Source organism: Deltaproteobacteria bacterium (genome assembly GCA_003194485.1).
Classification (GTDB): Bacteria; Desulfobacterota; Dissulfuribacteria; order Dissulfuribacterales; family UBA3076; genus UBA3076.
The window spans coordinates 1-16,581 of record PQXD01000025.1; the positions used below are offsets into that span (position 1 = coordinate 1).

Here is a 16,581-nt window from a genome sequence, read left to right on the forward strand (position 1 = left end):
GCAAGCCAAGAAAAGGCGAGCCCTAAAGAGGCCTTCACTATTGCTAATGACTAAAGATTGAACCATGTTAGACTTTCAGTCGTATAAGAAATCTACCTGCTTTCAGCAGGTAGTGGTTTAATTTCTTGAAAGAAAGGCACGGATTGTCATCAGGAATCTAATATTAACTTAATTAAGGTAATAACATATGTTTTTAGGTACTCTTTTAGGACGGTTCTCAAGCGATCTGGCCATTGATCTCGGAACCGCAAATACATTGGTATATGTAAAGGGAAAAGGTATAGTCCTGCGGGAACCATCTGTGGTCGCGGTACGCAAGGATGTTAAGGCAAACAGGGTCGTAGCCGTAGGCAAAGACGCCAAAATGATGCTTGGGAGGACACCCGGAAATATTGTGGCCATCCGCCCCATGAAGGATGGCGTAATAGCTGACTTTGAAATAACAGAGGCCATGTTGCGTTATTTTATACGAAAGGTACACAATCGCCGGGCCCTGGTTCGGCCCCGGATCAACATAAGTGTACCTTCCGGAATTACGCAGGTTGAAAAACGAGCTGTTCGGGAATCCGCCGAGTCTGCAGGTGCAAGAGAGGTTTACCTCATTGAAGAGCCGATGGCGGCCGCTATTGGTGCAGGACTGCCGATTACGGAGCCCATTGCAAATATGGTAGTGGATATGGGTGGAGGTACTACGGAAGTAGCCGTCATTTCTTTGGCAGGGATTGTCCATAGTAAATCCGTTCGTGTAGCAGGCGATAAGATGGACAATGCCATTTTACAGTTTATTAAAAGGAAATATAATCTTTTGATTGGCGAGCATTCGGCGGAAAAAATCAAGATAGAACTGGGCGATGTTATGCCTGAACAACCTTATAAGGAGTTGGAGATAAAAGGCAGGGATCTGGTGTCAGGGGTGCCCAAGACCATAGCGATCAATTCGTCAGAAGTCCGTTCGGCTATAACAGAACAGATAGATACGATAGTCGATACAGTAAAAAATGTGCTTGAGCAGACACCCCCGGAATTGGCTGCTGACATAGTTGATAAAGGGATTGTCCTGACAGGAGGTATAGCCTTGCTGAAGAATCTGGATAAACTCCTGAGAGGGGAAACTCATCTTCCCATAATTATCGCCGATGATCCTTTATCCTCCGTGGTTTTGGGTGCTGGCATGTCCCTGGACAATCTTGATATCCTGAAAGAAGTTATGGTTCATTAATTCAGTCGGTTATATCTTTTTGGTTGCATATCGATTGTGCTTTTTCGCACCGCAAATTCAAAAAAGCGCTTGACGGCATATTTAGTCCTGGCCGTTGTGATTTTATTAATCTTTGTAGTTGTGGGCCTGCGTTTTGGTTCACCGGCCGTTGTATCTCCGATAAAATACTTTTTTGTGGACTTAACGGGCTATTTGCAAAAAGGTCTTTCCAGGCCAATGAGATGGGGGGGGAAATTATGGCGATCATATATAGCTCTTCAGGACGTTGAGTCAGAAAACAAGGCCCTTCGTCAAGAGGTGGTCCGGCTTCAGAAAGAAATCGGCCGGTACCGTGAGGCCTTCATCGCCAATGCCCGCCTTAAGAGGTTATTGGGAATGAAAGAGGAGGTCGGTGCTCCGGCAGTAACAGCCAATGTGGTCGGAGTGGATATTGCTCCGTGGTCGGCCATGATTACTGTGGATCGGGGACGAAAAGACGGGATAAAGCCTGGAATGGTGGTCCTGTCCGGAGCGGGTGTTGCGGGCCAGGTAATGGAGTCTTCACTCCATTTCAGTAAAGTTTTATTGTTGTCTGACTATAACAGCGCAGTGGCTGCATTTATACAACGAAATAGGGCCAGAGGCATTGTAAAGGGCGCGGGCGAAGGGCAATGCCGCCTGGCCTATGTGGAAAAAGCAGTGGATGTTGAGATTGGAGATAGAGTTATTACATCCGGCACCGACCGGATTTTTCCAAAGGGGCTTCTGATAGGAAAGGTCTCTTCCGTAGCTGAGGGTTCTATTTCTGACCTTTTCCAGGTAATCACCGTGACACCGGCCGTTGATCTCAAAAAGATAGAAGAGGTAGTCATTATTGTTACGAATCAGCCTTTTGTGGAGTCGCGCCATTGAAAAAAGGTTTGATCGCCATTTCTTTTGGGTACATTCTGCTTGTAATTGAAACGGCCTTGGGTCCTCTATTCCAGTTCGGGCAAATCCGCATGGACGGCCTGGTGCCACTCACGGCATGGTACGGGTTTCAGCACCCTTTACCTGGTGGTATCCTCGCTGTATTGGGATTAGGTATCCTCAGTGAGCAGTTATCAGCTATGCCGGCAGGTCTTTATACCCTGGCATATGCCGGTGAATATTTGATGATTAGGTATATCTCAAACCATATAATGTGTACCTCGGCATGGCAACAGGTGATCCTGGTTTCGTTTTTAAGTATTGAGGTCGTGTCGGTCCTTTCAATCGGCAGTGGTGCTGCCGAATTCTTGTGGCCCTGGGGGTTTGCCCAGGCCTTGCTCAATGGTGTTCTTGCCCCTTTCTGGTTTTTTGTCTTTGATAAAGCAAGCTCCTTTATTTTTAGTGAGGGCCTGCGCCCTGGAATAAAAGAACACAGTGAAGTTTAAGCTCAAGACAATTTGGCATGTCAAGCGCTTTGACCGGCTGGACCAGGAGGCAAACAGGCGAAGGTGTGATGTTGCTGTCCTGATCATGTTTCTGTGCCTTGTTATATTTTGTGCCCGCCTGTGGCATCTACAGGTCGTACAGGGAGAGTATTTCAGGGAAAAGTCCGAGCGGAATCGAATAAGGTCGGTGCGTCTTCAACCGCCCCGGGGGAAAATTCTTGATAGGACGGGGCGTCTCCTGGCAGGTGTAAAGCCTTGCTTCAATGTATGTCTTGTCAAAGAAGACGTAGAGGACATGGAAGCTCTCCTGCGCGAGCTTTCTCCCTTGCTGGGAGAGACAGAGGCCGGGATTCGGACACGTCTCGGTTCCGGAAATAAGGGGCCTAAATACATGCCCATAGTAATTAAAAGAGGTGCTGAATGGGATAACCTTTCCAGGATAGAGGCCCGGCTTTTTAGTTTGCCCGGCGTGTTTATTGAGGTAACTCCTGCCAGAAAATATCCATATGGGAGCGTTGCCCCGCATCTGCTCGGTTATCTCGGAGAAATCAGCCGGGAGGATATTTCAGAAAAACGCTATAAAGGTGCACGTCCGGGTGATCTGATAGGGAAATACGGAATTGAGAAGAGATTTGAAAATGATCTGGCAGGAATAAGGGGCCAACGAAGGCTGGAAGTGGATGCCGGGGGACGACTGGTAAGAATTATTGACGAGAAACCGCCCGTTCCCGGGAAAGATCTGCATCTTTCTATTGACTTGGATCTTCAGCAGGCCTCTGAGGAGGCCATGAAGGGATATGTCGGGGCCCTTGTTGCCATGGATCCCCAGACCGGGCGGATACTTGCCCTGGTGAGCAGTCCCGGTTTCGATCCGGATGCATTTGCCAGGGGTATTGACAACGAAGAATGGAAAGCATTGAATGATCCTCTCTCAAGGCCTCTGCAAAACAAGGCCCTGCAGGGCAGATATGCTCCTGGTTCGACTTTCAAGATCGTGGTTGCTGCAGCGGCTTTACAAGAGGGGGTGGTTTCAAAGAATTCGTCGTTCAAATGTACGGGTCGATTCCGTTTAGGCAGAAGCGTCTTCAGGTGTTGGAAGCGGCGTGGACATGGGCAGGTCGATTTGTATAAGGCCCTGGTTGAGTCCTGCGATATCTACTTCTATCAGATCGGTCGTAAGCTGGGGATCGAGAAGATAGCAAAGTACGCCATGGGCTTTGGGCTTGGATCAAAGACCGGGATCGATCTTTCCGATGAGAATGAAGGATTTATTGCTACGCCGGAATGGAAGCTCGGAAGATATCAGGAGCCGTGGCAGGAAGGAGAGACCCTCATCACATCCATAGGCCAGGGTTATACTCTTGTAACTCCTCTGCAGATGGCCTGTCTGATATCTGCCGTTGCCAACGGCGGCACTTTATTCAGTCCGGTTTACCTGGAGAAAATCACGGGATCGGATGGCCGCATCGTCAAATCTTTTGAAAGTGATCCCAGGAGCAATTTGCCGATTTCTGAATCAAATCTGGGAATGATCAAGAGGGCCCTGGTGGGGGCGGTAAATGATGAAAAGGGTACGGGAAGCCAATGCAAATTGCCTGATGTCCTTGTGGCGGGCAAGACCGGTACAGCGCAGGTGATAGAACAGGATACACACCGACAGGATAAAAATATACAATGGAAACACAGAGACCACGCCTGGTTTATTGCCTATGCACCGGCAGAAAGACCTGAGCTGGCGGTTGCAGTGTTGTGCGAGCATAGCGGACACGGCGGCTCCGTGGCAGCACCCATCGCCCGTGAGATTTTCAAGACGTGGTTTAAAACCCGATCTCCCCTGCCTTTACTGGGACCCCGTAATACTGCCCTCAATATAAACGGAATAGATGATCATGCATGACAGACGATTTCTGGAACATTTTGACTGGTGGCTCTTTCTATCTGTTTTTCTGCTTATGGCCATTGGTTTTGTCAATTTGAACAGCGGCAGTGCAGCCGCTGGATATCCCTTTCAATGGAAACAACTTCAGTGGTATATAGCAGGCACTGTTTTGATGTTGAGTCTGGCAGTCTTTTTTGATTATCGTCTTCTTACAGTCTATTCTGTACACATATATCTGGTTATGGTCTTTATGCTTATACTGGTAGTCTTTATAGGTAAGGCCGCAGGCGGATCCCGGCGATGGCTCTCTCTCGGATTTATGAATATTCAGCCCTCCGAACTGGCCAAACTCGCCACGGTTGTTGTCCTGAGCAGTTATTTTTATCATGATGACAGGCCACAATACAGCCTGAAGGATTTATGGCGGCCTGTCCTTTTGATGCTTGTCCCGGTCTTTCTGATTTATCAGCAGCCGGATTTGGGGACGGCGCTGTTTTTGGTGCTGATTTTTGCTTCTTTGGTGTATATGGCCCGTCTCCACTGGAAGTCCTTCCTGCTGCTGCTGGCCTCGCCTCTTGCCGCTTTTCCCTTTGTATGGGAATTTCTCAAGCCATATCAAAGGGATAGAATAATTGACTTCATTTTTCCAGGGAGAGATCCTCTTGGTGTAGGTTATCACATATTACAATCGAAAATTGCCATTGGCTCAGGACAGATCCTGGGCAAAGGTTACATGAAAGGAAGCCAGGCCCACCTCAACTTTCTCCCCGAGGTCCACACTGATTTTGCCTTTGCTGTCTGGGCTGAGGAATGGGGTTGGATAGGAGCGGTAATCCTTCTGGGGGTATTTTTCCTTATGCTATACCGTGGATTTTTGATAGCGTCGCAATCTAACGAACGTTTCGGGGCCTTTTTGGCCTTTGGGATAACGGCCATGCTTTTCTGGCAGATGGCGATAAATGTAGGTATGGTCATGGGGCTTATGCCAGTGGTAGGCATTCCTCTGCCGCTTGTCAGCTATGGCGGCTCCTCGGTGTTCATTACGCTTATAGGCACAGGATTGTTGCTCAATATAAGATCAAGACGCTTCATGTTTCAGAAAGGGACTGGAACCCGGTAAGGGCTTCAATCAGTTCTGTATTTCTGCCATTGTTTCAAGACGTCTCGCACATACCTTCTGGTTTCAGGAAATGGCGGGATTCCTCCATATCTTTCGACTTTTTCCGGGCCAGCGTTATAAGCTGCCAGGGCAAGGACCAAATTCCCCCTGAATCGTTCAAGCAGCCGGCTGAGGTATCTGGTGCCGGCCCGGATGTTTGCCTTGGGGTCAGAGGGATTTGACACTGCCAGACTTGAAGATGTCTCAGGCATCAGTTGCATGAGCCCAATGGCACCCCTTGGGGAGCGGGCATCCGGAATTCCTCCCGACTCTATTTGTATTATCGCCTTGATCAGGTCAGGGTCCAGACCATGGCGTGCGGCAGCCCTGGATATAATTTTTTCAAATTCTGCGTGATTGCATGAAACACGCGGGGAGGTGCGCCTGGATCGGGTTGCCATGCCATAACGCGGATCAGTGGGTACATTACTGAAGTGCCATACACCGCACTCATCCACAAAGGAATATATACTGCCTGCACTTGTCGCTCCTGAATTGCAGACAACAAAGAGCATGCAAGTCGCAAGCAATTGCATTCCTGGGACTGACCGTCTGAAAAGGGGTGTCACTGCCATCAGATATTATTTCGGCACCTTTTCCCAATCGGCTAAAAATTTTTCAAGGCCTATGTCAGTCAAAGGGTGATGGGCCATCTGCGCTATTACTTTATAGGGAATAGTTGCTATGTCGGCACCTATCTTTGCGGCATCCAGCACATGTATGGGATGCCTGATGCTTGCCACTATGATTTCCGTGTCAAAGGCATAATTATCGAAAATCTGAATTATGTCCTCCACCAGGTTCATGCCTTCATGAGAGATATCATCAAGCCTTCCTATAAAAGGGCTCACATAGCTTGCTCCTGCCTTTGCCGTCAGTAATGCCTGAAGAGGAGAAAACACCAGGGTCATGTTGGTCTTTATACCCTCGCCCGCCAGTTTTTTCGTGGCCCTTAAACCCTCGGTGGTCATAGGAATCTTGACAACGACGTTGGAAGCGATTTCGGCAAGCTTTCCGGCTTCCCTCACCATGCCGTCAGCGTCGGTGCTAATTACCTCGGCACTCACCGGGCCATCAACAATACTGCATATTTCTCTGATCCTGTCTTCAAAGGCGCAATTCTCTTTGGCTATAAGAGAAGGATTTGTGGTCACTCCATCTGCCAGTCCCAGGTCCGCTGCCTTGCGAATTTCGTCCAAATTTGCAGTATCAATGAAAAATTTCATTTTTATAACTCCTTTGAAAAAGCCATGACAAAGCTTCAATCACTTCAAGAAATATCTCAGCAAATGATACGTTCGGCTCCGCCTTTAATGGAGTTCCCTGTTTTTGATTGCCAGGCTTTTGTAATTTTTTATGTCCTTTACATAACTTTCAAAGTCTTTTTCAAGAAGAAACTGGGAAATCATTTCATCGACCTTGCCTGCCGTATCAACGCGATAAACCCCTCTCTGGTCCATTCCAACATCTTTTTTTGCATTTTCAACAATGGTTTTAAGGGATTCAGGGGTTATTTTTACGTTAACGCGAACAGTAATGGTATCTTTCAATTCGGACATGCGACCCACCTCTTTTTGAAAATAACGACTATAATAATTTTCCTGCGATGTCAATGGATTCTGCTTTCAAGACTTTTTGCAGTGTAACCGACCTTACTTGGATAAGGTCCTTCCGATACAGCGGACGGGAACATTTCCGGGAAATCGGATCTCCCGGACAGTAAATATTCGCTGAACCCGTGGTCCCACGTAACCGTTCACTGGCAGGGAATATTTCTTTTCACTTCCACCATTCAGCCCCTTGTTTTCTTAAGGCCTTTGACATGGGGGATGTCCTGCCCCCTCTGCATTCGCCTTACGCTGCGCTTAAGGCGATGCAGTTTCCCCCACAGCAAAAGCCAAGAAAACTACGGGGGCTTCCGTTAAACTGTTCAAAGAAATATCCCCTTCCAGTGAACGGTTGCCGTCCGCGCCCTGCCGCAGGAGCGGTTTGCCTTTTGCAGGGTTTCGATCGCGGGCCGGATTGCACTGCCTCTTTCGGTCTGCGATGAGTGAGCTTTGAAACCCGGAAAAAGCTAACCGCTTCAAGGCGGGATATAACGGGTTCACCGGATATTTACCCTGGACAAAAAATGCCGGTTGATATCATAATCCCTTGGTTCCCGCAATTCATCAGGTTTTCACTGAATTCCAATTCAGTTATCTTTACGGTGCGGCCTTAAAAGTCCTTGGCAAAGTATTGGTATTGTGCTACATGAGACATCCAGTTGTTATATATTTTTGATCGGGGTGATTATCTCAAAGAATATTTTTTAAATGAATCCGTTTTCATTAAATGCGTATATTTTGGAATTTCCCTAAATTCCCTAATAATTTTTAATTTACCGAAAATTTTTAAGGAGGATGTTAAAATGGCTGTTTACGTATTTGGACACAAGAGCCCGGACACAGATGCCATAACTGCTGCCATCGCTTGGGCGGAACTGCAGAAGATGCTGGGAGTTGATGCTGTACCATGCAGGCAGGGAAATCTCAATCCTGAGACAGAGCTGGTGCTCAAGAAGTTTGGTTTTGATGTCCCTGAGCTTCGTACGGATGTGACTGGCGAGAAGTATATGCTGGTGGATCACAGTGATATCAAGCAGGCCCCGGACAACTGGGACAAAGGGGAGCTGCTTGCCATAGTCGATCATCACAAGATAGGAGATATTACCACTCCTAATCCTATCTTATTCTGTGCTATGCCCTATGGATGCACAGGTACTGTTCTCCGCATACTTTACGAAGATGTTTACAAGAAAGAGATCCCTGCAAATGTAGCCGGTATCATGATGTCGGCCATCCTGAGCGATACGGTGCTCTTCAAGTCGGCAACCTGTACTCCTGAAGACAAAAAGGCCGTAGAGGCACTCGCAAAGATAGCCGGAATTGATAACCCCTTGGACTGGGGCATGGAGATGGCCAAGGCCAAGAGTGCAGTGGAAGGCGTGCCCGCAAGGGATCTGGTCTTCCGTGACTACAAAGACTTTGATATGAGCGGCAATAATGTGGGCATTGGCCAGCTTGAGCTGGTATCTCTGGACCTGGTTGCCAACATGAGAGACGATCTCTACGCTGAGATTGAAAAGGTCAAGGCCGAAGGGAACCGTCACAGCGTCTTCCTCATGCTTACTGATATCATGCAAGAAGGCACCGATCTCATGGCCGTTACAGATGATCCCGGTATTGTTGAGAAGGCCTTTGGCAAGGCACTCGAGGGCCGGACTGTCTGGCTTCCCGGTGTAATGAGCCGGAAAAAGCAGATGGTCCCACCTCTGGAAAAGGCCTTTGCCTCATAATTTCCAGAAATATTGATCCTTGCGGCCGGGGTATTGCCCCGGCCTTTTTGTTTTAGAGTGCTTTCCGATCCATATAATCACGATGGTTTTTGGTGTAGCTTTGCGAAAAAATGTTGAATTTTGAGTGCTGAGTTTTAAATTGGGAAACAAAAAATTTTCTCTGCGAACCCGGCTGATTTGACAGAGATAAAATAAGGCTTACGGAGGATTCCAGATGAGGCAGGATCTGAAAGAGCGTTTTATTGAAGGGCAGTTTAAATTCATGGATGAGGATTTTGATGGCTGTATTTGCGTCTTTTCAGAGATATTGGAGGCGGATCCTCAGTGCGCCAAGGTGTATCAGGCAAGGGCCATAGCACGGTTGAGGTTAAATGATAATGATGGGGCGATTGAGGACATTGACGCTGCAATAAGGTGTGAACCGGAAAATGCCCGCTTTTACTATCACAAAGGGGCTATTTTGTTCAAGGCAGAGATCCTGGATGAGGCACTGAAGTATCTGACGCAGGCAATCGATCTTGCTCCTGAATATGCCCCTGCTTACGCACTGAGAGGAGAAGTTTATGAACGCCTGGGGGATAAGGACGCAGCGGGACTGGACATGAATAACGCTATGGTGCTCAGGAAGGAATCGTCAAAAATCGTGGATTGGTAGCTTCAATAGCGCCACTTGAGTCCCAGGTACGCCTCAAAAGGAGCGGCTTCTACCGGGCTGTATGTGCCGGGCACTTTGTAATGCCTGTCGAATACATTCTTCAGCGCCAACTGGATATCAAGGTCCTGGAATAAGACATCACGGGCCGTGACGGTTGTATCGAAAATCCAGGCGGGACTGGTGGAATAATGCCAACCTCCTTTATTATAATAATAATCCCTTGAATCCGCATATTTCAGGCGGACAGAGAAATCCAATTGATCCAGAGGATTCCATAGAAGTCCAACATTGAACAGGTTTTTTGGCCCGGTGTCAAAAGGTGTTTCCCAAGAGGAATAGTGCTCTTCCTTTGTACCATCCGGTCTTAAAAATACAAAATCAAGGGCTCTGTATTCCTCTTCATCCCCGTCCTGGGACAGGACGGTTGCATTGGCCCAGAACCGGAGGCTGCGCGACAACTGCCACGAGACATCGAGTTCTCCTCCATAGATATCTTCAGACCCGGGCCTTGAAAAACCCCCGTAAGGTTCTTCCTGGATATGGTGACGTATCTCATTCCAGAAAGCCGTGGCTGAAAGTCGAAGTGGTGGATAAGGGTACCACGTAAAGTTGATACTGAGATTTTGTATTCGTTCCGGGTCAAGGTCTTCCCGGCCTACAAGTTCCTGATTATATGGGGTTCGATAGGCGCTGCCGTAAAGCAGCTTAAGATACCATGACGGCCTTGGAAACCAACTGATTCCCATATTATGACTTACTGTCTGATTATACTGGCTGTGGTCGTCCAGTCTGAGACCCAGCCAGGCATCAAGATGGTTCCAGTGATGCCGAACCTGTCCAAAAACAGACCAAAGTGAAGTGTCGAAATCATCTTCCTCTATAGACGGTGTAAAAAGGATATTCTCAGGCTTAAGGTAGTCGGAAAGAGGGTCTTTTCTTACTATGGCATCGGTGATTTTATTGTATCTGCATGAAAACCCCACGGTCAGAAGCCCCTTGGTGTCCCATAGCTCCCTGTCATACAGGATTTCTCCGAATTTTACATGGCTCTTGGGGTTCCAGGACAGGTCTATTTCTTTTTCCTTGTAGTCCAGTTCGTTGTAATAGGCATTTAGTCTCAGATCTGAACGATCCATAGGCCATTCCATCTCGAGACGCACAAACCTGAACGGCGACTCCCGTCTCCCGGCCCAGCAAAGATCCGTTTCGGGTTCCCCCATGACATAATTACGCTCTGTATCAGACCACCTGCCTGATATGTGGAGCCAGTCCTGCCAGGAAAAGTTCAGTACGGCCTCTACGTATTTGGAGTCATCCACCTCTGAATGCCCCAGACGCTCACTGGGAGAAACAGGGCCGGATTCGTCTCCTTCGAATCTTACTATATTATACTTGTCCTGTACGGGCTTAAGCCTTGTTGCGCTGATTGACAGAAATGCCTCCCAGGGCCCTGCATTTCTTCCCCAATTGATATTGAAATCTGCTTCGTGGTCTGGGGTTCCACCACGCAGATTCAATTCCACTCCATCAACGTCTCTACCGCGTTTGGGAACTATGTTAACTATTCCTGCAAATGCATCAGGACCCCACAAAACCGAGCCGGGCCCTCGTATCACCTCTATACGTTCTACGGGACCCAGGAAAAGCTCTTCATCCAGAGGATTGACGGTTTTTGTATTGTCTGATGTCAAGGGGACCGAATCGTAAAGGAAAAGGATGCTGTTTGACACCCCCCTGAGATAGGGCTGGGTACCCCATTCCTTTGAAGACATATAAAATCCCGGCAGCATGGACAGGGCCTCTCCAAGGGTTCGGACCCCGTTACGCTCAAGGTCTTCCTTCGTGATTACATGGGCCACTGCAGGTGCCTGTTCTACAGGTTCCGCTCTCCTTGATGCAATAGTAAGAACTGACAGGTCTTCACCTACAAATAGAAGAGATGTATCTATGGCACTGGCGATCTGAACGCCTGCCAAGAAGAACGACAGGATGGCGATGACCTGAGCCAGGAATTTGGGTATGCTTCGATATATTCGATATATAAGAGAGATCCGGTCGTCAGTCATCAACTGAATCCCTCCAGCTGCTTTACCCTGGTCCTGAGCTTTGAACGGGTAAGGCCTAATAGTCTGGCTGCGGCACTCTGGTTATTATCTGTCATTTCCAGGGCCTGACGTATAAGATCGCGCTCCAATGCCTCCAGGGACAGGCCGCTTGCGGGAAGCCTCCAGGCATCAACGGATCCGCTCCGCACCTTGTTGGCTCTCAAAAAAGACAGGTGCTCCGCAGTTACAGGTTCCTCTCCGGCCATGATGACGGCCCTCTCCACGGCGTTTGCCAGCTCCCTCACATTTCCGGGCCAGGAGTGGTCCAGCAAGACCCTTTTGGCTCCTTGAGTGAGGAGAGGTCCTTCTGAAGGCCTCTCACGGAATTTACGCATGAAATGCTCCGCCATCGGCACTATAGCCTCTATTCTTTCCCTTAACGGGGGGATGTGCAGAGGGAAAACATTAATCCTGTAAAAGAGATCCGGCCTGAATTTTCCCTGTTTGGCCATGGATTCAAGGTCCTGATTTGTGGCACAGATCACCCTGACATCCACTCCGAGGGGCTCATTTCCACCAACACGCTGTATGGTCTTTTCCTGAAGGGCCCTCAGGAGCTTCGCCTGGACCTCCAGTGGAAGATCCCCTATCTCATCCAGGAAGAGTGTTCCCCCGCTTGCGTATTCGAAAAATCCCTGTTTTCGTCTGTCTGCCCCGGTAAAGGCCCCTTTTTCATGACCGAACAAAATGCTTTCCACCAGGTTTGCCGTTATTGCCGCGCAGTTGAGTGTTACGAAACGCCTTTGGGCCCTGGGACTATTCTGGTGGATGAATCTCGCCACTATTTCTTTGCCTGTACCGGATTCGCCGGTAATCAGGACCGTTGTATCCGCTTTTACAGCCACTTTCTGTGCCGCTTTTAAAAGATGTTTCATGGCCTTGGATACGCATACCAGATCGGCATTACCTATAGATCTGTTCAGTTCCTCCTTGAGTTCTCTGTTCTCCGTCAGGATTTTCGATACGCCAAGTGCCTTCTCTACCGTCAGTATTATGCGTGACTCCTCGAAGGGCTTGGTAATATAGTCCACAGCCCCTTTCTTCATGGCCTCGACAGCGGAGTCAATAGTTGCATATGCCGTAATGATGATGACCGGACAGGGGCATTCCATTGCCTGGATATGATCAAGGAGGACGAGACCATCCATTCCGGGCATCCGTATATCCGAGATAACCAGGTCGTAAGGCCTTTCCCGAACCATTGCCAGAGCTGTTTCACCGTCCTGGGCACCTTCCACGTTATGCCCCTTAAGGCCCAGCATAATCTTCAGGATGTGTCGCATTTTGTATTCATCATCAACTACCAATATGAAAGCCATAATTCCCTTCTATCATCTCCTTTTCTGAATCACTAAATAAGCTGTTTTTCCCTACATTCAATGCGTATTTCAAATATCGTCCCCCTGGGATGATTTTCCCTGAAACTCATTTCACCTCCATGGATCCGGATGATCCTGGCAGCATAAGCCAGCCCCAGACCCGTGCCTTGGGCCTTGGTAGTATAAAAAGGTTCAAGCGCCCTCTTTTGTGTCTCCTGATCCATCCCTTTCCCGGTATCTGCTATCCGGACAATCCAATTACCATGAGACAAGCTGCTTTTTACCGATACATGCCCGTCCATGTCACTTGCTTCACAGGCATTTTTTATGACATTGAGCAGGGCCTGGGAAAGCATGTCCGGATCTGCCTGGGACAGGCATTTTTCTTCAGGGATATCAGCGTCGATAATGATGCCCTTTTCTTCCCATTCCAGCCTGAGCCGTTGCAGCACATCTTTCATCATGGTGTTTAATTCCGTTCTTTTGAATACGGGTTTTCGGGGCCTGGAGAAGTCCAGAAAATCCTGGATGAGTCGATTCAGCCTTTTTATTTCATCGTCCACATATTCAATCATGGTGGATTTAACCACGGGATCAACATCCTGTTTTTTAATTATGTCTAAGGCCCCTTTAATGATTCCCAGAGGGTTTTTGACCTCGTGAGCCACTGTAAGGGCAAAGCGGCCCACCTCGGCCAGGGCCTTTTGCTGGATCATTTCCTGGTATGTCTCCTCAAGGCTCCTGCGACTTTCGGCAAGAGAGACCATCATGTGATTAAAGGCCTCAGCAAGTTCGTTGGTCTCCGGCAGTGAACCTGGTTCGACACGGGTGTTTAAGTTTCCTTTTGCCACCATCCTTGAAGCCTTAACGAGTTCTTTCAATGGTGCTGCCAGTGAACGGCTGAAGAAGAAAAAGACCAATAGTCCAACTGCTGCCAGAACAATAACAGCCGCAGTATATCCTGTCCTGAGCTTGGCCAGCAGTTCGTCGATTCCTGAGGTAGTGTAAACTACGTGTATTTTACCGAGCATTTGATTTTGCGCTGAAGAGCCCCAGAAGGCCTGGTCTTCCTCCTGTTGTCTGAGCCGTATTTCGGCAACGGCCTCTTTTGATTGAGCGTGAAGACCGGATTTCACATTCACCAGAATCTCACCATTAGCATCTTCTATGAGGACTTGAACGACGTCTTTTTCTGAGAGGAGATTGTTTGCCAGACGCTCAAGCATCTTTTGGTCGCCTATGAGCATACCTACCTCAGAGTTAAGCGCCAGATATCTAGCCAGAAAGGCCATGCGGTCCTCAAATCGGATACGCAAAAAAGTTTCACCCAGGTGGGCTCCGACCATGCCAAGGGTAATTGTTGTAACACCGAGTAACAGCAATACCCCCAGTAACAACCTCTGCTGAAAGGTCAAGGCCCTCACGGCACTTCTCCTTCAGGCCCGGACGCCCCAACTCTTCTTAAGTATTCGGTAATCGTTTTCCATGCCTTTTCATTCCATTCTACCTCAAAGGGAGGAGGAAAAAGTCCGCACTGAGAACCGGACATGATATCTCTTGCCAGTTTGCTACCTAAAATCCCCACTTTTTCATAATCTATATTAAAGGCCATAACCGCCCCTATTTCCACGAAAAAGTGGTTATAGCCCACAACAGCAATTCCGTGGAGCAGTGCCTCTTTAACCAGATGTGTCAATAATGCGGTTGAAATTACCGTAGAATCAGGAATGAACAAAAGCGTGTCAATATTTTGATATGCAGAGGAAAGGACCTTTATGATCTCATTTCGTTTTTGGACCATTAGAGGTATGACGCTCATCCCGAGTCCAGAGGCTTCTTTTTGCGCTTGCTCTACCCATTCCCTGTTTTCTGCGGGATTGTAAAGTATTCCGATCTTTCTTTTGCCCCCGAGCCGTTTTTTTATCAGACGCATCTGTTCCTTAATAGGTATCCTCAGGTCCACTCCATGCACTCCGGGATCCGTCAGCAGTTTTTGTGGATCGAGGACCATGAGGACAATTTTCTTGTCATCAGGATTTAAGATTGACCAGGCAAGGATGGACGCTTCCGGCCCTATGGTTATCAGCAGGTCATAGCATTTTCGGCTTAAATTATGACGTATGAGTTTTGGATTTGAATTCAGATAGTATATTATCAAGGGTTGTTGAAGGCCGGAGCGCAGTCCCTCAAGGGCCATTACATAGGGCCTGATCTGCGAAGAAACTATTACTGCTATATCTGCGTTATTCTCTTCGGCATGGAGCGGGGTCAATAATACTGGCCACAGGAGAAATGCCAAGATAGTCCCTTTAATCTTTTTGGGAACTATGCAGTTTTTTTTCATTGCTTATGAATGTCTGTATCCGTTCACAAAGTGAGATCGCCCGGTCTTTCTGATCGGCACAATGGAAAGCTTCTACCATAGTCTTCTGCAGGCACCAATGGGTGTCATGGGGAAACAGGTCACTTTTCCTGAATAATAATGAACCGCGCAAACAAACAAGGAATGCTCAGAACTGGACGACTCCGCCAAGGTCCAGGAAAAGAATTATGGCATCCTCATTGTTGTCCGAATAATAATCTTTCCTGACGCCTATCTGAATAAAACCAAATCCGGCGTACAGGGCATGGGCCGAAATGTTTGATTTCCGCACCTCCAGATACACCTTTTTTATGTCCATTTTCATACAATTCTGCAATACAAGCCCGAGAAGATATTTACCCAAGCCCTTGCGCCTGTGTGCCGGGTGGACGGCCAGCTTCAGTATTTCCATTTCGTCGGCTACATGATGAAAAGACAAATAGGCAGCCAGCTTGCCCTCTTTTTTGAGTCCAAAGATATAATACTCCTTTTGCTTGAGGCACAGCCAGAATTGCTGCTCGGTCCATGCGTGGGGAAAACAGATCTTTTCAAGGACAACCAAATCGTCAAGATCGCAAAGGCCCAGTCTGCTGAATTCATAAGAAAAGTCGCTCATAGGATGTAAATATCCGGTGAACCCGTTATATCCTGCCTTGAAGCGGTTACCTTTTTCCGGGTTTCAAAGCTCACTCATCGCAGACCGGAGAGGCAGTGCAATCCGGCCCGCGATCGAAACCCTGCAAAAGGCAAACCGCTTCTGCAGCAACCGGTCACAGGGGAGCTCCTTCTGGAAACGATTTGCGTCAGCCCTGTAGTTTTCTTGGTCTTCGCAGCATGGGAAACCCCCGGCTCCGGAGCGCAGCGGAGGAGAACGGGAGAGGGTCTCCCGTGCTGCAAAGGCCTTAAGAAAACAAGGGGCGGGAGCATGTTGAAAGAAGGAGCTCCCCTGTGTGACCGGCTGCGATTTATGATATGGTATTTTTTTCAGAGTATCAATCCTGTATTATCCGGGATAATCTGTTTCACTGGATATTTCATATAAGATACAGGCAGCAAGCACCGGGTAGGCTGCTTGCCATACAATTACTGCCATTGGTCTGAAGATTCTTTCATAGAGCAACCATTTTTTGAGTCAACTCCTCAATTTTTCTA

Annotated in this window: 16 protein-coding genes; 7 read left to right on the plus strand and 9 right to left on the minus strand. The window is 48.1% G+C overall.

Annotation, left to right across the window (positions count from 1 at the left end):
- Positions 1–187: 187 nt before the first annotated feature.
- Genes C4B57_10665 through C4B57_10685 form a run of 5 tightly spaced genes read left to right on the plus strand, consistent with a single transcriptional unit; the run spans position 188 to position 5,612 of the window.
- Entirely contained in the window at positions 188–1,219 is a 1,032-nt protein-coding gene (locus C4B57_10665) for a rod shape-determining protein (protein PXF52732.1), read from the plus strand.
- Positions 1,220–1,246: 27 nt separating this feature from the next.
- Positions 1,247–2,110 (plus strand): rod shape-determining protein MreC, encoded by an 864-nt coding sequence (locus C4B57_10670; GenBank protein PXF52733.1) that lies wholly within the window; start codon positions 1,247–1,249, stop codon positions 2,108–2,110.
- On the plus strand, positions 2,107–2,613 hold the full coding sequence (locus C4B57_10675; protein ID PXF52734.1) for a hypothetical protein: 507 nt from the start codon (positions 2,107–2,109) through the stop codon (positions 2,611–2,613). Before C4B57_10670 ends, C4B57_10675 begins: the two co-directional genes overlap by 4 nt.
- A complete protein-coding gene (gene mrdA / locus C4B57_10680) occupies positions 2,603–4,510 on the plus strand; it encodes a penicillin-binding protein 2 (GenBank protein ID PXF52735.1) in 1,908 nt (635 codons plus the stop codon). Before C4B57_10675 ends, mrdA begins: the two co-directional genes overlap by 11 nt.
- A complete protein-coding gene (locus C4B57_10685; GenBank protein PXF52736.1) occupies positions 4,503–5,612 on the plus strand; it encodes a rod shape-determining protein RodA in 1,110 nt (369 codons plus the stop codon). The genes mrdA and C4B57_10685 overlap by 8 nt, the downstream gene beginning before the upstream one ends.
- A 5-nt stretch (positions 5,613–5,617) precedes the next feature.
- On the opposite strand, the gene C4B57_10690 is transcribed toward C4B57_10685, so the two are convergent.
- The 4 genes from C4B57_10690 to C4B57_10705 form a co-directional block, all read right to left on the minus strand.
- Positions 5,618–6,226: a lytic transglycosylase gene (locus tag C4B57_10690; protein ID PXF52737.1), complete on the minus strand. Its 609-nt coding sequence runs from the start codon at positions 6,224–6,226 to the stop codon at positions 5,618–5,620.
- 6 nt (positions 6,227–6,232) lie between these two features.
- Positions 6,233–6,877, minus strand: a complete 645-nt coding sequence (gene fsa, locus C4B57_10695) for a fructose-6-phosphate aldolase (GenBank protein ID PXF52738.1) — start codon at positions 6,875–6,877, stop codon at positions 6,233–6,235.
- An 84-nt stretch (positions 6,878–6,961) separates the two neighbouring features.
- Positions 6,962–7,210: a hypothetical protein gene (locus C4B57_10700; GenBank protein PXF52739.1), complete on the minus strand. Its 249-nt coding sequence runs from the start codon at positions 7,208–7,210 to the stop codon at positions 6,962–6,964.
- 306 nt (positions 7,211–7,516) lie between these two features.
- Positions 7,517–7,759 carry a hypothetical protein gene (locus C4B57_10705; protein ID PXF52740.1) on the minus strand — a complete coding sequence of 81 codons (243 nt, stop codon included), beginning with the start codon at positions 7,757–7,759 and terminating at the stop codon, positions 7,517–7,519.
- A 302-nt stretch (positions 7,760–8,061) separates the two neighbouring features.
- Here C4B57_10705 and C4B57_10710 point away from each other — a divergent pair, with 302 nt between their 5' ends.
- A complete protein-coding gene (locus C4B57_10710) occupies positions 8,062–8,988 on the plus strand; it encodes a manganese-dependent inorganic pyrophosphatase (GenBank protein ID PXF52747.1) in 927 nt (308 codons plus the stop codon).
- Positions 8,989–9,202: 214 nt separating this feature from the next.
- Entirely contained in the window at positions 9,203–9,643 is a 441-nt protein-coding gene (locus tag C4B57_10715) for a hypothetical protein (GenBank protein ID PXF52741.1), read from the plus strand.
- A 2-nt stretch (positions 9,644–9,645) separates the two neighbouring features.
- On the opposite strand, the gene C4B57_10720 is transcribed toward C4B57_10715, so the two are convergent.
- From C4B57_10720 to rimI, 5 genes are all read right to left on the minus strand, one after another.
- Entirely contained in the window at positions 9,646–11,709 is a 2,064-nt protein-coding gene (locus C4B57_10720; GenBank protein ID PXF52742.1) for a hypothetical protein, read from the minus strand.
- Positions 11,709–13,067: a sigma-54-dependent Fis family transcriptional regulator gene (locus C4B57_10725; GenBank protein PXF52743.1), complete on the minus strand. Its 1,359-nt coding sequence runs from the start codon at positions 13,065–13,067 to the stop codon at positions 11,709–11,711. Before C4B57_10725 ends, C4B57_10720 begins: the two co-directional genes overlap by 1 nt.
- A 32-nt stretch (positions 13,068–13,099) precedes the next feature.
- Positions 13,100–14,491, minus strand: coding sequence for a hypothetical protein (locus C4B57_10730; GenBank protein PXF52744.1), 1,392 nt, complete (start codon positions 14,489–14,491; stop codon positions 13,100–13,102).
- Entirely contained in the window at positions 14,488–15,411 is a 924-nt protein-coding gene (locus C4B57_10735) for a hypothetical protein (GenBank protein ID PXF52745.1), read from the minus strand. Before C4B57_10735 ends, C4B57_10730 begins: the two co-directional genes overlap by 4 nt.
- Positions 15,412–15,577: 166 nt before the next feature.
- Complete coding sequence (gene rimI, locus C4B57_10740; protein PXF52746.1) at positions 15,578–16,045, minus strand: ribosomal-protein-alanine N-acetyltransferase; 468 nt, start codon at positions 16,043–16,045, stop codon at positions 15,578–15,580.
- Positions 16,046–16,581 lie beyond the last annotated feature (536 nt).